Consider the following 13,010-nt stretch of genomic DNA (forward strand, 5'->3'; position numbering starts at 1 on the left):
CCCGCCATTCCGTCTCGGTGAGCGCGATGACCTCGAGGCGCTCGTCGGCCTGCTGCATGGTGCCTCTCTTCCCAGGCGGCTCCGCCATCCCCTCGACGGTAGGAGGGGAACGGGGCGGCGCCGACGGGGTTGACAGCTCCCGGGGACGGATGCGGGGCGGAAGCGGCCGGGAGGGGAGGCGCGGGGTCAGGGCGGCGGGGCGGCTGGGAAGGCGCACGTCCGGACGGGGGCGCGGACGCGGGCGGGACGGGCACCGCCCGGACGCGGCACCGCCCGGCCCTCCAGGGGAGGTCCGGGCGGTGCGGTCTCGATGTGCGGGACTACTGGCCGAGCTTCTGGTCGGCGACGTCGCCGGCCTTCTCCGCGGCGCCGTCGGCCTTGCCGCCGGTCGCGGTGCTGGCGGCGTCCTGGCCCTTGTCGATGGCCCCGTCCGTCGCCTGCTCGCCCTTGTCGCTGTCGATGAGTCCCTTGGCCTTGTCAGCGAGATCTGCCATGTCGTCCTCCTCCTCCTCTGCGGAAGCGCCCCGGTCGGGGCGCACCTCCACCCTGCTCCGATCCGGCGCGAGCGGCATCCCCCCGTCGCGGATGCGAGGCTGGATCCATGGACCCGATCGACCCCCGCCGCCTCGCCGGCGTGCTCGCCGACCCCGAGCTGCGGGCCGCCTACGCGCGCGTCGTGCTCGGATCCGGCCTCGACGACGCCCTGGCGCACCTCTCGCCGGCCCGCCGGAGGAAGGCGCGCGCCTCGCTCGTGGGATCCGGGCTCGTCGCGCTGGACGCCGACGGCCGGGCATCCGCGCCCGACGCGGTCTTCCGCGCGATCCTCGCCCAGCAGCCCGCGACCCCGCCCGCCCAGGGCGTCGAGCGCTTCCTCCGCGACGGCCGCATCGCGGCATGGCCGGCCGGCCCCGCCGACCTCGACGCGCTGCTCCGCCACGTCGTGGAGGGGGTGCTGCGCCCGGACGAGGTGGTGGACGAGCGGACCCTCACCGGGCGCCTCGTGCGTGTGACCGACGACCACGCGCTGCTGCGCCGCCACCTCGTGGACGCCGGGCTCGTGCTGCGCACCCGCTCGGGCTCCGAGTACGCGCGCGCCGGCGACGCCGACGGCACAGGCACCGGCACCGGCACAGGCACCGGCACCGCAGCGGGGGCGGACTAGCGGGTCAGCCCGCCGCACCGCCCGCGTACCGCACGCACACCGCCGACACGTCGTCGCCCATGGCGCCGCGGCCCGTGGCGGCCGCCGCGGCGTCCGCGATGCGGCCCACGGTCTCGGCCGCGTCCGTCGCGGAGCGCACCAGGTCGACGAGCGGCCCCACCGAGTCGAGCGACCCGTCGAAGAGGTCGAGGGCGCCGTCGGTGAAGGTGATCAGGCGGTCCCCGGGGGCGAGGCTCCCGCTGCCCGTCGCCCACTCCGCGTCGGGCACGACGCCGAGCGGCAGGCCGAGGGCGGGCACGGTCTCGTGCGTCCCGTCCGCACGCAGCACCACCGTGAGCCCGTGGCCGCCGTCCGCGTAGGAGAAGGCGCCGGTGGATCCGTCGATGCGGCAGTGCAGGAACGTCGCGAACGTCTCGGTGACGTCGAGGTCCCCCTGCAGCTGCCCCTGGACGGCGAGCACGGTCGCCTCCGCGTCGGGCCCGCGGTGCGCCTGGAACGCCGAGCGCACGGCGGAGGCGAGGATCGCGGCGCCCGCGCCCTTGCCCATGACGTCGGCGATGGTGACGTGCAGCCCGTCGGCGTCCTCGCCCCAGGAGTAGAAGTCGCCGCCCACGCCGCGGGCGGGCAGGCTGACGCCCGCGAGGTCGTAGTCCGGCCAGAGCGGGCGGTCGACGGGGAGCAGGCGCCGCTGGACCTCGCCGGCCAGCTCGTCGTCCTGGCTGTCGCGGAGCTCGCGCTCCACCCACGCGCCCATCTCGTCGAGGAGCCGCTCCTCGGCCGGTGCGAGCTCACGGGGGACGGTGTCGACGAGGCACAGCGTGCCGACCGTCTGCCCGCCGGAGCGCAGCGGACGCCCGGCGTAGAAGCGGATGTGACGGGGCCCGGTGACGGTCGTGCGGTAGGAGAACCGCGGGTCGGCGGTCGCGTCCGGCACCACCATGATCTCGGACGCCCGGATGGTCACGTCGCAGAACGACTGCGTCCGGTCGGACACGAGCGAGACGCCCGCGGGCTGCGGCGACTTGGTGAACTGCTCCCGCTCGCCGAGCAGGTTGATCTCGGCCACGGGCACGTGGAACAGCTCGCGCGCGATGCGGGTGACGCGGTCGAAGCGCTCCTCCGCGGTGGATCCCACGAGCCGCAGGTCGCTCACGGCCCGCAGCCGGGCCTGCTCGGCGGTGGCCGCCTCGGCGGTCGAGCGGCCGGCCGGATCGGATCCGCCTGCCCGCGCGACGGGTTCCTGCATGGCCATGTCGTACCCCCTGTGCATCGGCGGGCGCCGGCCGCGCGGACGGGTGACCCGCCTCGCGCACGATCCCCCCTGGATCGCCGCGCCCGGTGCCGAGTGTACGGGCGCGCCCTGCACGCGACCCGGGGCCGGGGCGGCCGTCAGACCTCGACGGTCGCGGGTCAGCCCTTCTCAGCACCTTCCGTCGTGTTCATGATCCGGCGCTGGAACACGAAGAACAGCACAGCCACGGGGATCGACATGAGCACGGCCGCCGCGAGCTGCAGCGGGTACTGGTTGCCGGCCCCGAGCTGACCCGAGACGAGCGAGGCGACGCCCGTCGTCAGCGTGTTGAGGTCCGGGCTCTGCCGTGAGACGACGAAGTGCGAGAACTCGTTCCACGACCCCTGGAAGGAGAGGATCAGCAGGGTGATGACGGCGGGCCGGGCCATCGGCAGCACGATGGAGCGGAACGTGCGGAAGATGCCGGCCCCGTCGATCCGCGCCGCCTCCTCGATCGAGGCGGGGATCGAGTCGAAGAACTGCTTCATGATGAAGATGCCGGCGGCGTCCGCGAGCAGCGGGATGATCATGCCCGCGTAGCTGTCGTAGAGCCCCAGCTGCTTGAGGATGAGGAAGCGCGGGATCAGGAGCACCACCGCGGGCACGCTCATCACGCCGATGAACCCGGCGAACAGCAGGTTCCGGCCGCGGAACCGCAGGCGCGACAGGGCGTACCCGGCGAGCGAGTCGAAGAACACTCGGCCGAAGGTGACGCACAGCGTGACGAGGGTGGAGTTCAGCGCCCACAGCGGCAGCGGGACGTCGGTGAAGAGGCGCTCGTAGGCGGCGAACGACCACGTGGCGGGGATGAGCGAGAGCGGGTCGCCCGTCGCGTCCGCGTCGGTCTTCATCGACGAGGCGATGGAGATGAGGAACGGGTAGATGTATACGAGCGCGAGGCCGACGAGCAGCAGGTAGCCGCCCGCGACCGACAGGCGCGCCCGCGGCGTCAGCACGCGCCGTCGCTGCGGCGGCGTGCCCTCCGGCGGGACCTCCGCCACGGTGGCCGGGGTGGTGCCCACGGCGGTCTGCTGGATCGCGCTCATCGCGCCTCCCCCGTCCTCGCGGCGCGCCGCGTCCGGCGCGGACGCTCGCCGCGGTCCGCGAGCAGCGCCCGCTGCATGAGGGTGAGCGCCACGATGATGAAGAAGAGGATGAACGCGATCGCCGCGCCCTGCCCCCACTGCAGGTCGGTGAACGACGTCGAGTAGGCGAGGTACGCCGGGGTGAGCAGCGACTTGCCGGGAGCGCCGCCGCCGGTGAGGTAGATCTGGTCGAACACCTGCCAGGTGCCGATGAGCCCCAGCGTGAGGACCGTGAAGAGGGTGGGCTTCAGCATCGGCAGCGTCACGGAGAAGAACTTCCGGAAGACGCCGGCGCCGTCCATCATCGCGGCCTCCTCGATCTCGCCGCCGATGCTCTGCAGCGCCGCGAGGAACAGGAGCATGAAGGTGCCGGAGGTGGTGAAGACCGCCATGGCGATCAGCACGCACATCGCCACGGACGGGCCCGACAGCCAGTCCCACCAGGTGAGGCCGAGCGGCGCGGCGCCCGTGAGCGCGGCGGGCGCCTGGTCGACGCCCGCGAGCCCGAGGAGGGCGTGGAGCACGCCGGTGGAGTCGGCCATCCAGGTCGGCCCGGAGGCGCCGAACCAGCCGAGCACCGCGTTGACGACGCCCGACGCGGAGAACAGGAACAGGAAGATCACGGTGATGGCGATGGAGGAGGTCACCGACGGGAAGTAGAACGCGGTGCGGAAGAAGCCGCGGCCGCGGAGCACCCTCCGGTTGACCTGCACCGCGAGGAACAGGGCGAGCGCGGTCTGCAGCGGCACGACGAGGAGCACGTAGTAGACGTTGTTCCGGATCGCCGTGCCGAAGTCCTTCTGCGCGAGGCCCGGGTCGGTGAGCACCGCCTGGTAGTTGTCGGCGCCGACGAAGCGCGCGGTGTCGCCGAGCGGCGAGCCGAGGCCGTTCCAGTCGCTCATGCTCACCCAGAGCGCGAGGCCGATGGGGAGCACGAGGAACACGCCGACGATGACGATGGCCGGGAGGGTGAACAGCCAGGCGTAGCGGGTCTCCCGGCCCCGGATCCCGGGACCGCGCGTGCGGCCCCGGGGTGCACGGCCGCCGGACGCGGCGCCGCGGGCGGCGGGACGGTCCGCCACGACCTGACTGCTCATCGCCGGCTCCTAGCCCTGCTTGGCGTTCGCGGTGTCGAGCGCCGCCTGCAGGTTGGTCTGGAAGGCCTGGAGGATCTCCTCCGGGTCGCCCGTCGCGATGCCCTCGAGCTCGGAGTTGAAGTCCGTGATGACCGTGGCGGCGCCCGCGAAGGCGACCGGGTTCACCGCGTAGTCCACGCCCGCGACGAACGCCTGGTTCTCCGGGTACTTCGCGGCGTACGCCTCGGCGCCCGACTCGGTGGAGGGGATCACGCCGAACGCGTCGGCGAAGGCCATCTGCTGGTCGTCGGTGGTGAGGGCGGCCACGAGCGACTCGGCGGACTCGGTGGTGTCGCTCCCGGCCGGGATGCCCCAGCAGTTGCTGAAGGAGAAGGTCGACCTGCCGCCGGGGCCCGCGGGGAGCTCCGCGACGCGGTACGCCACGTCGGGGTAGTCGGCCGAGAGCGCGCCGTCGATCCAGGGCCCCTCGATGACCATCGCGGCCCGGCCCTCGCCGAACGCCTCGCCGGCCCAGCCGGAGTCGAGGGCGGAGGGGAACTGCAGCACGCCCGCGCCCAGGAGGTCCTTGACCTCCTGGAGGCCCGCGACGTTCTCCGGGCTGTCGGCCGTGACGGTCCTCCCGTCGTCGGACACGAGCTGCCCGCCGGCCTGGTTCATGAACAGGCCCATGCGCGCGTACTCCGGCCCGAAGGAGAGGCCCGTGACGCCGTCGGTCGTCAGCTTCTCCGCGACGGTCCGCAGGCTCGCCCAGTCGGTGGGGATGTCGGCGTCGGTGAGGCCGGCGGCCGCCCACAGGTCGGTGTTGATCACGAGGCCGAGCGTGGAGAAGTCCTTCGGCTCGCAGTAGAACCGCCCGTCGTAGGTGAAGGCGTCTCGGAGCGCCGGGTAGAAGGCGTCCGCGTCGCCCGCGTCCTCGGCATACGGCTCGAGGTAGCGGTTGCTGGCGTAGGTCTGGAACTGGTCCCAGCTCATGTAGAAGAGGTCCGGCGGGTTCCCGCCGGAGAAGCCCTGGCCGAGCTGCTGCGTGAGGTCGCTGGCGATGACGGTGTCGACCGTGGTGCCGTTCTCCTGTGCCCAGGCGTCGTTGGCGGCCTTCACCGCGGCGCCCTCGGCGTCGCTCGACGAGGCGATGAGGACCGTCAGGCCGGCGGCCTCGCCGGATCCGGATCCGGATCCGCTCGAGCACGCCGACATGCCGACGACGAGCCCGGTGGCGAGGATCGCGGCACTCCATCGTGCCGTCCGTGTGGTGTTCATTGCTGGCCTTCCATGGGGGATGCGCGCCGCGGGGGCGGCGGGGTGGGGGGTGCGCCGCGGACGCGGCGAGGGGATCAGGGAGCGGGGGCGCCGGCCGGGTCGGCCGGGGGCGAGGCGACGGGGGCAGGGGCGTGGTCGAGGTGCAGGGGCGAGCGCACGACGAGGCGGGGCGTGATGAGGCGGTGGGCCTCCCCCGCGGCGAGGCCGCCGCGGGGGACGACGTCGGATCCGGTGCTGCCGAGGAGCAGGTCGAGCGCTCCCGCCGCGACGGCGGCCATGTCCTGCTCCACGCTGGAGATGCCGAGGGCCGCGGCGACCGGGGTGTTGTCGAACCCGATGACGGCCACGTCCGACCGGTCGAGGGCCGTGGCGGCCATGGAGGCGCCGAGGGCCGCGGAGTCCGAGACGCAGACGACCGCCTGGATGCCCGGCTGGGCGAGGAGCAGGTCGCGCGCGGCGGCGCGGGCGAGGTGCACGTCGTTCGGGGTCTCCACGTCGAGGAGGTCGAGCTCGTCGGCGCTGAGGCCGGAGCGCGCGGTCATGGCGTCCCACCAGCCGGTGCGGCGGTCGTCGCCCGTGCCCGCGTCGCTCGGCCAGCCGAGGAAGGCGATGCGCGTGAGGCCCCGGTCGAGCAGGTGGTCGGCGGCCTGGCGGACGCCCGCGGCGCCGTCGACGTCGACCCACAGGTGCTCCGGGCTGTTGACGTCGTCGACGCCCCACGGCCGGCCGAACGCGATGAACGGGAGGCCGTTCTCGGTGAGCCAGCGGCTGCGGGTGTCGCCGGCGAAGGTGGCGGTGAGCACGATCGCGTCCACGTCGGCGCCGTCGCGCAGGCGAGCGAGCTCGGCGATCTCCTCCTCCGGTCCGGACGCCGTGTAGAGCAGCACGCGCAGCCCGCGGGTGGCGGCGAGCTCGGTGACCGCATGCAGGAACCGGTCGAGGAGGGTGCCGGAGATCCCGTCGAGCACCGGCTCCAGCCGCACGCCGATGGTGGCGGACTTGCGGGTTCGGAGGCGCCGGGCGGAGGCGTCCGGGCGGTAGCCGAGCTCCCGGATCGCGGCGGCGACCCGCTCGCGGGTGGCGGGGCGGACGATGTCCGGCGAGTTGATGACGTTGGACACGGTCTGGCGCGAGACGCCGGCGCGCTCGGCGACGTCGGACACGGTGGGCAGACCGGCCATGCGCTCCTCCTCGGTCGTGGCTGCGGGCCGGGCGGGTGCGCTCGACGGTGGGCAGCGGATCCGACGCCCGGACCCGACGCGACGCGGACGCCGGCGGATCTTTTTTTGGAACGATCAAATCGTGGGTGCTACGTTACATCGCGAGCCGGTCCTGTCAACCATCCCGACGCCGGACGGCCTCCCGCACCGCCTGCCCGCCCTCCTCGCGGGGGCAGCCGTCCCGACCCGACGAGGAGTCGACCGTGAACGACCGCCCTGCCGCATCCGATCCGCTCGCGGCCGTCCGCCGCGACGAGACCCTGCAGCCGCTGCTGCACGCCGAGACCGTGCTGCTGCGCGCACCCGTGCAGGCGTGGTCGGCACCGGACGGGGACATGGGCGGCGCGCCCGTCCACGGCCTCTACCTGGGCGACGCGCGGATCCTCTCCCACGTCGCCCTGACGGTCGGCGGGCAGCGCGGCGAGCCGATCGCGCACGGCCGCCGCTCCGCCTCCGCGGGCGAGCACGTCGCGCTCCTCCGCCACCTCGACGACGCCGACGCCGACCCGCGCGTGCGGCTCGTGCGTCGCCGGGAGGTCGACGGCACGTCCCTGCGGGAGACGGTGACGCTCGAGTCGGCCCGGACGACGGCCGTGACCACGGTCGTCGAGGTCCGGCTGCGCGCCGACGCGTCGGTGATGCACGTGATCAAGGCGGGTCTCGTCGACGACGTCGAGCCGCGTCCCGCCATCACCGACGACGGCGTGGCGTGGGAGACCGACGGCACCGACGCCCGCCTGCTCGCCCCGGGGGCCGAGGTCGCGGTGGACGGTCGCGCCGTCGTGCTCCGCTGGTCCGTCGTGATCCCGGCGCGCGGCCGCGTCGCGGTGTCCTGGTCGGTGACGGCGGCGAGCCGCACGGCCGTCGTCGGGCCGGCGACGTCGGAGCCCGAATGGGCCGGCGTCCGCGTCGAGAGCGGCGACTCGCGCCTCGGGCGCTGGGTCGCGACCGCGCTCGACGACCTCTCGGGGCTCCGCATGGTGACCACCGCGCGCCCCGACGAGCCGTTCCTCGCGGCCGGTGCGCCCTGGTTCTTCACGCTCTTCGGGCGGGACTCCCTGTGGGCGGCGCGCATGATGCTGCCGCTCGGCACGGGGATCGCCGCCTCCACGCTGCGGGTGCTGGCGGGCCTGCAGGGCGCGCACGAGGACGCGGCGACCGCCGAGCAGCCGGGGAAGATCATGCACGAGCTCCGGCCGGGCGTGCTCACCATCCCCGGGGAGGACGTCTCCCTGCCGCCGCTCTACTACGGCACGGTCGACGCGACGCCGCTCTGGATCACGCTGCTGCACGACGCGTGGCGCGCCGGCATGCCCGAGGACGAGGTGGAGGCGCTGCTCCCCCACCTCGAGGCGGCTCTCGGCTGGCTCCGCGACCACGCCGACCAGGACGGCGACGGGTTCCTCGAGTACCGCGACGAGAGCGGGCACGGCCTCGCGAACCAGGGCTGGAAGGACTCCGGCGACAGCATCCAGTGGCAGGACGGCACGCTCGCGGAGGGCCCCATCGCGCTCTGCGAGGTGCAGGCGTACGCGCACGAGGCGGCGGTCGGAGCCGCCGCGCTGCTGGAGCGCTTCGGCCGGCCGGCCGACGAGTGGCGGGCGTACGCGTCCGCCATGCGGGAGCGGTTCGCGCGGGCGTTCTGGATCGACGACGGCGAGGGCGGCTACCCGGCCATCGCGCTCGACGCGGCCAAGCGGCCGGTGGACACGCTCACCAGCAACATCGGGCACCTGCTCGGCACCGGGATCCTGTCGCCCGAGCACGCGGCGCGGGTCGCCGAGCTGCTCGTCTCGCCGCGCCTCGACTCCGGCTTCGGCCTGCGCACCCTCGCGACCGACGCGGCCGGGTACTGGCCGCTGTCGTACCACGGCGGATCCGTCTGGACGCACGACACCGCCATCGCGATCACCGGCCTCGCCCGGGAGGGCTTCGCGGACGAGGCGGCCACGCTCGCCCGCGGGCTCCTCGCGGCCGCCGAGGACTTCGACCACCGCGTGCCGGAGCTGCACTCGGGCGACGCCGCCGCGGACGTGCCGACGGCCGTGCCCTACCCCGCCGCGTGCCGACCTCAGGCGTGGTCGGCCGCGTCGGCGATCGCCGTGCTCGGGGTCGCGACGGGCGGCGGGCCCGCGGGGGCCGCGCCGAATGCCGCGGTGGCGGGTGCGGTCGCGGTGCACGGCCGGGCCTGACGCGGTCGGGGACCCGGACCTCGATCCGGGCACATGCCGGGGCCGCCGTCAGACCTCGCGGCGGAGCACCACCACGGTCACGTCGTCCGGGTTGGACTGGCCGGCCGCCAGCATGGTGATCCGGCGCACGAGGTCGTCCGCCGAGGTCGACGCGCGCGCGAGCTCCGCGACCCGGTCGACCGCGCGGAGCGTGCCGTCGTAGAGGTCGAGCACGCCGTCGCTGAAGGTCACGATGAGGTCGCCCGGGCCCATCGCGATCTCGTGCGTGGTCCAGCCGGCCGCGCCCGGCACGCCGACGGGCAGGTCGGTCGACTCGAGGCGCTCGTGCGTGCCGTCGGCGCGCACCAGGGCGGAGAGCCCGTGGCCCGCGTCCGCGTAGAGGACGGTGTCGTCGGCGGCCCGCACCCGCGCGTGGAAGACCGTCGCGAACGACGCGGCCTCGCTGAGCTCCGCGGTGAAGCAGTCGGCGGTGCGCTCGATGGCGGCGACCGGGTCCGGCACGTTCTTGGCGCTCCGGACGACGGCGCGTGCGGTGGCCGCGATGATCCCCGCGCCGACGCCCTTCCCCATCACGTCGCCGAGGGTGAAGGCGAGCCCCTCGGGAACCGGGTACCAGTCGAAGAAGTCGCCGCCCACGGCCTTCGACGGCAGGCACGCGCCCGCGACCTGGTAGCCGGGCAGCGGCACGACGGTCTTCGGGAGGAGCGCCTGCTGCACGACGGAGGCCCGGGTCAGCTCGTCCTCGCTCACGCGCTCGCGTGCGCGGGACGCCTCGAGGCTCGACCGGGTGCGCCGCGACAGCTCGTTGACGACGAGCGCGGCCACCCCGAAGGCCAGGGCGCTGAACAGCCCGCGCCACAGCTCGTTGGCGTTCTGCCCGTCGAGGCCCAGGAGGAGCGGCAGGCCGAGGGTCACGTAGACGCCGACGAAGGCCACCAGCACGTTCCAGCGCCCGGGGTCGAGGCTGAACCAGACGACGGGGAGGATCACGAGGGAGGTGAAGACGGAGGTGTTCTCGCCGGTCGCGATGCGCAGCATGCCGACCGCGAGGAAGTCCAGCAGGGGCACCACGACGGTGAGGCGCCCGAGGGACGGGCGCACGGACACGGCGACGGCGACGGCCGTGGCGACCCCGAGGATCCCGCAGGCGATCAGGAGCGAGCGCGGCGCCGTGACGGCGAGGGACGGCACGGTGAGGCTCGCGATCACGGCGAGGACGAAGAGCACCAGCAGGGGCAGCTGCTTCAGCAGGGGCGTCGGCCCGGCCGGCCCGGCCGTGCCGGTGCGTGCGGCGGACTCCGGGACCCAGGTGGCGCGCGCGAGCCACGGCGGCAGGGCAGGCAGGGCGATCGCGGCGAGCCGGCCGGGCACCTCGGGCCGGAGCGGGCGCGGGAGGCGCGGCAGGCGGAGTCGCCCGGGATGCCGGGCGTGCGTGCTCATCAGGACGCCTCGGGCTCGCTCCGGGTCCTGCGCACGCTCCACACGTTCTCCTCGCCGACCCGCTCGTAGGTCAGCTCGTCGCAGAGCAGCTGCACCATCGCGAGGCCGCGGCCGGACTCCGCGTCCACCCCCGGCATCTCCCGCGGGGCGAGGCGGAAGTCGCCCGGCTCGGATCCGTCGCGCAGCCGCGCGCTCATGGTGCCGCCGTCGACGGTGACGCTCACGACGCACGTGACGCCCTGGCCGCCGCCGGCGTGCTCGATGACGTTGGAGGCGAGCTCCACGAGCGCCGTCTCGAAGGCCATCCGGTCGAGCTCGCCCACGTCGGGGCGGTCGTCCCAGAGGCCGGCGACGAGCTCGTGGACCGCGTCCACGTCGTCCGGCGGGGACTGCAGGGTGAGCGTCCGGGTGGTCTCAGTCACGGTAGGCCGCCGCGACGGTCGGCGTGGAGACGAGCACGCGGTCGAGGTTGGAGAGCTGCAGCACCATCCGCACCTGCGGGCCGGGTGCCGCGATGCGGAGGTCGCCGCCGGCGTCCCGCGCGGCGCGGAGGCCGGCGATCAGGGCGCCGAGGCCGGAGGAGTCGATGAACTCCACCGCCGCGAGGTCCACGACGATGCGCGGCGGGGCGGGCTCCAGCGCGTCGTGGATCGCCTGCCGGAGGTCGGGGGCCGCGGCCATGTTCAGCAGGCCCGTGGCCGTGACGACGGTGACGTCGTCCTCGCGTCGTGCGGTGGCGGTCGTGAGCGCCATGGGTCCCCCTCGGGTGGTCCGCCGGCGTCGTCATCCCCCGATGCGGCCGTCGGACGGTGCCGGTCCCGTGCGGTCCCCCGCGCGGATCCCGAGCGTCCGTCGCGCTCATCATCTCATCCAACGCACGAGGAAATACGATGGGCTCGAGGGTCCTCGCCTGTCCGCGCGACGCATCCGGCTGGAGACGGGACCGTCGCCGGGTCAGGATGCGACCGACCCCGCACGAGCACGGCCGCACCGGCCGCACGAGGAGACACCGTGTCGACCGCACCCGAGCACATCCCGACCGGGCGGCGCATCACGCGCGAGGGGATCGAGACCTCCGTGGCCCTGGCCTGGAACGCGGAGGGCGCGCTCCGCGGCCTGCCGCCGCTCGCCTGGCGGCTGGGCGGCCCGTGGGAGGGCGTGCACTTCTCCGGCGACGCCGACGCGTACGCGCCCGAGGTGCGGCGCGAGGTCGTCGAGGCGTGGATCGCGGGGCTCGGCCTCGCCGACGCCATCGACCTCACCGACGGCCCGCTCGCGCGCCGCGGCGACGACATGGTCTGGACGGGCGCGCTCGACGACGTCGTGTTCGAGCTGCGCTACCCGGCGAGCGCCGCGGATCCCGCCGGCGCCGACGACTAGCCGCGGGCGTCCCGCGGGGAATCCGGCGCGGCGTCCGGCGCGGTCTCCCGCCACCCGCCGTCGTGGTCGCGCTCCAGCTGGATGAGCTGCCCGTTCGCCCACACCAGCGAGCGCGTGAGCGCCGGCGAGCGCCCGAGGGCCGTGAGGTAGAGGACGCGCAGCAGGTAGCCGTGGGCGACCACGAGCGTGGTGCGCGGATCCGCCGCCACGTCGTCGAGCACGGCCCGCGCGCGCACGGCCGCGGACGCCCACGTCTCGCCCCCGGGAGCCGCCGGCTCGCCGTCCTCGCCCGTGAGCCAGGCCGCGAATGCCGCGCCGTGCACGGGCCCGCGGAGCTCGTCGCGCGTGATGCCCTCGAAGCCGCCGAAGTCGAGCTCCACCAGCTCGGCCCGCGCCTCGGGGACGACGCCCGGCGCCACGCCCTGCTCCTGGAGGATCCGCGCCGTGCTGCGGGCGCGGGCGAGCGTGCTGGTGAGGATCCGCTCCACGCCCTCGCCGCGCAGCCGGGCCGCGAGGGGCGCGAGCTGGTCCGCGGCATCGGCGCCGACGTCCACGTCGGTGCGCGAGTTGTAGCGGTACTCCCGGTTCCACGGCGTCTGCGCGTGGCGGGTGAGGAGCAGGCGCGCGGGCGCGGGTGTGGGCATGCGTCCATCCAACCGGAGCGGCGGGAGCGCCGACGCCCGGGGCTGCCGGCGGATCTTGCCCGCTCCTGAGCGCCTCCGCCGCCGCCCGGCCGCGCGCCGCGACCCCGGACTAGCGTCGGAGGGGTCCGCGGGCGACCGCCCGGACGCCGGACGCACCGGGAGCACGGAGCCACGATCGCCACTCGAGACCGCCGCCGGACCGGCCACGGGAGCCCCGCGATCCGCGCCGCCTTCGCCGCCGC

Annotated in this window: 13 protein-coding genes; 3 read left to right on the plus strand and 10 right to left on the minus strand. The window is 74.9% G+C overall.

Features of this window, described 5'->3' with window-relative positions; all coding sequences use genetic code 11:
* Positions 1–320 precede the first annotated feature (320 nt).
* Complete coding sequence (locus tag Q6969_RS07240; RefSeq protein ID WP_104290235.1) at positions 321–494, minus strand: antitoxin protein; 174 nt, start codon at positions 492–494, stop codon at positions 321–323.
* A gap of 107 nt (positions 495–601) precedes the next feature.
* On the opposite strand from Q6969_RS07240, the gene Q6969_RS07245 reads away from it, so the two are divergent.
* Positions 602–1,162, plus strand: coding sequence for a DUF2087 domain-containing protein (locus tag Q6969_RS07245; protein ID WP_317229826.1), 561 nt, complete (start codon positions 602–604; stop codon positions 1,160–1,162).
* A 4-nt stretch (positions 1,163–1,166) separates the two neighbouring features.
* On the opposite strand, the gene Q6969_RS07250 is transcribed toward Q6969_RS07245, so the two are convergent.
* From Q6969_RS07250 to Q6969_RS07270, 5 genes are all read right to left on the minus strand, one after another.
* Positions 1,167–2,408: a SpoIIE family protein phosphatase gene (locus Q6969_RS07250; RefSeq protein WP_317229827.1), complete on the minus strand. Its 1,242-nt coding sequence runs from the start codon at positions 2,406–2,408 to the stop codon at positions 1,167–1,169.
* A 164-nt stretch (positions 2,409–2,572) separates the two neighbouring features.
* A complete protein-coding gene (locus tag Q6969_RS07255; RefSeq protein ID WP_317229828.1) occupies positions 2,573–3,499 on the minus strand; it encodes a carbohydrate ABC transporter permease in 927 nt (308 codons plus the stop codon).
* A complete protein-coding gene (locus tag Q6969_RS07260; RefSeq protein ID WP_094116663.1) occupies positions 3,496–4,635 on the minus strand; it encodes a carbohydrate ABC transporter permease in 1,140 nt (379 codons plus the stop codon). The genes Q6969_RS07255 and Q6969_RS07260 overlap by 4 nt, the downstream gene beginning before the upstream one ends.
* Positions 4,636–4,644: 9 nt before the next feature.
* Positions 4,645–5,892, minus strand: a complete 1,248-nt coding sequence (locus Q6969_RS07265; protein ID WP_317229829.1) for an extracellular solute-binding protein — start codon at positions 5,890–5,892, stop codon at positions 4,645–4,647.
* Between the two features lie 74 nt (positions 5,893–5,966).
* Positions 5,967–7,073, minus strand: a complete 1,107-nt coding sequence (locus Q6969_RS07270; RefSeq protein ID WP_317229830.1) for a LacI family DNA-binding transcriptional regulator — start codon at positions 7,071–7,073, stop codon at positions 5,967–5,969.
* 242 nt (positions 7,074–7,315) lie between these two features.
* Between Q6969_RS07270 and Q6969_RS07275 the strand changes: the two genes are divergently transcribed.
* Positions 7,316–9,304 (plus strand): glycogen debranching N-terminal domain-containing protein, encoded by a 1,989-nt coding sequence (locus Q6969_RS07275; protein WP_317229831.1) that lies wholly within the window; start codon positions 7,316–7,318, stop codon positions 9,302–9,304.
* Between the two features lie 48 nt (positions 9,305–9,352).
* Here the strand turns inward: Q6969_RS07275 and Q6969_RS07280 are convergent, their stop codons facing one another.
* The 3 genes from Q6969_RS07280 to Q6969_RS07290 are packed head-to-tail and all read right to left on the minus strand — an operon-like array spanning position 9,353 to position 11,497.
* Positions 9,353–10,744 (minus strand): SpoIIE family protein phosphatase, encoded by a 1,392-nt coding sequence (locus Q6969_RS07280; RefSeq protein ID WP_317229832.1) that lies wholly within the window; start codon positions 10,742–10,744, stop codon positions 9,353–9,355.
* A complete protein-coding gene (locus Q6969_RS07285) occupies positions 10,744–11,166 on the minus strand; it encodes an ATP-binding protein (RefSeq protein ID WP_317229833.1) in 423 nt (140 codons plus the stop codon). Before Q6969_RS07285 ends, Q6969_RS07280 begins: the two co-directional genes overlap by 1 nt.
* Complete coding sequence (locus Q6969_RS07290; protein ID WP_317229834.1) at positions 11,159–11,497, minus strand: STAS domain-containing protein; 339 nt, start codon at positions 11,495–11,497, stop codon at positions 11,159–11,161. Before Q6969_RS07290 ends, Q6969_RS07285 begins: the two co-directional genes overlap by 8 nt.
* A 258-nt stretch (positions 11,498–11,755) precedes the next feature.
* On the opposite strand from Q6969_RS07290, the gene Q6969_RS07295 reads away from it, so the two are divergent.
* Positions 11,756–12,124, plus strand: a complete 369-nt coding sequence (locus tag Q6969_RS07295) for a hypothetical protein (RefSeq protein WP_317229835.1) — start codon at positions 11,756–11,758, stop codon at positions 12,122–12,124.
* On the opposite strand, the gene Q6969_RS07300 is transcribed toward Q6969_RS07295, so the two are convergent.
* Positions 12,121–12,768, minus strand: coding sequence for a histidine phosphatase family protein (locus tag Q6969_RS07300; RefSeq protein WP_317229836.1), 648 nt, complete (start codon positions 12,766–12,768; stop codon positions 12,121–12,123). The genes Q6969_RS07295 and Q6969_RS07300 overlap by 4 nt on opposite strands.
* Positions 12,769–13,010 lie beyond the last annotated feature (242 nt).

Origin of the sequence: Clavibacter sp. MX14-G9D, from assembly GCF_032917815.1 — a bacterium.
In the GTDB taxonomy this organism is placed as follows: Bacteria; Actinomycetota; Actinomycetes; order Actinomycetales; family Microbacteriaceae; genus Clavibacter; species Clavibacter michiganensis_K.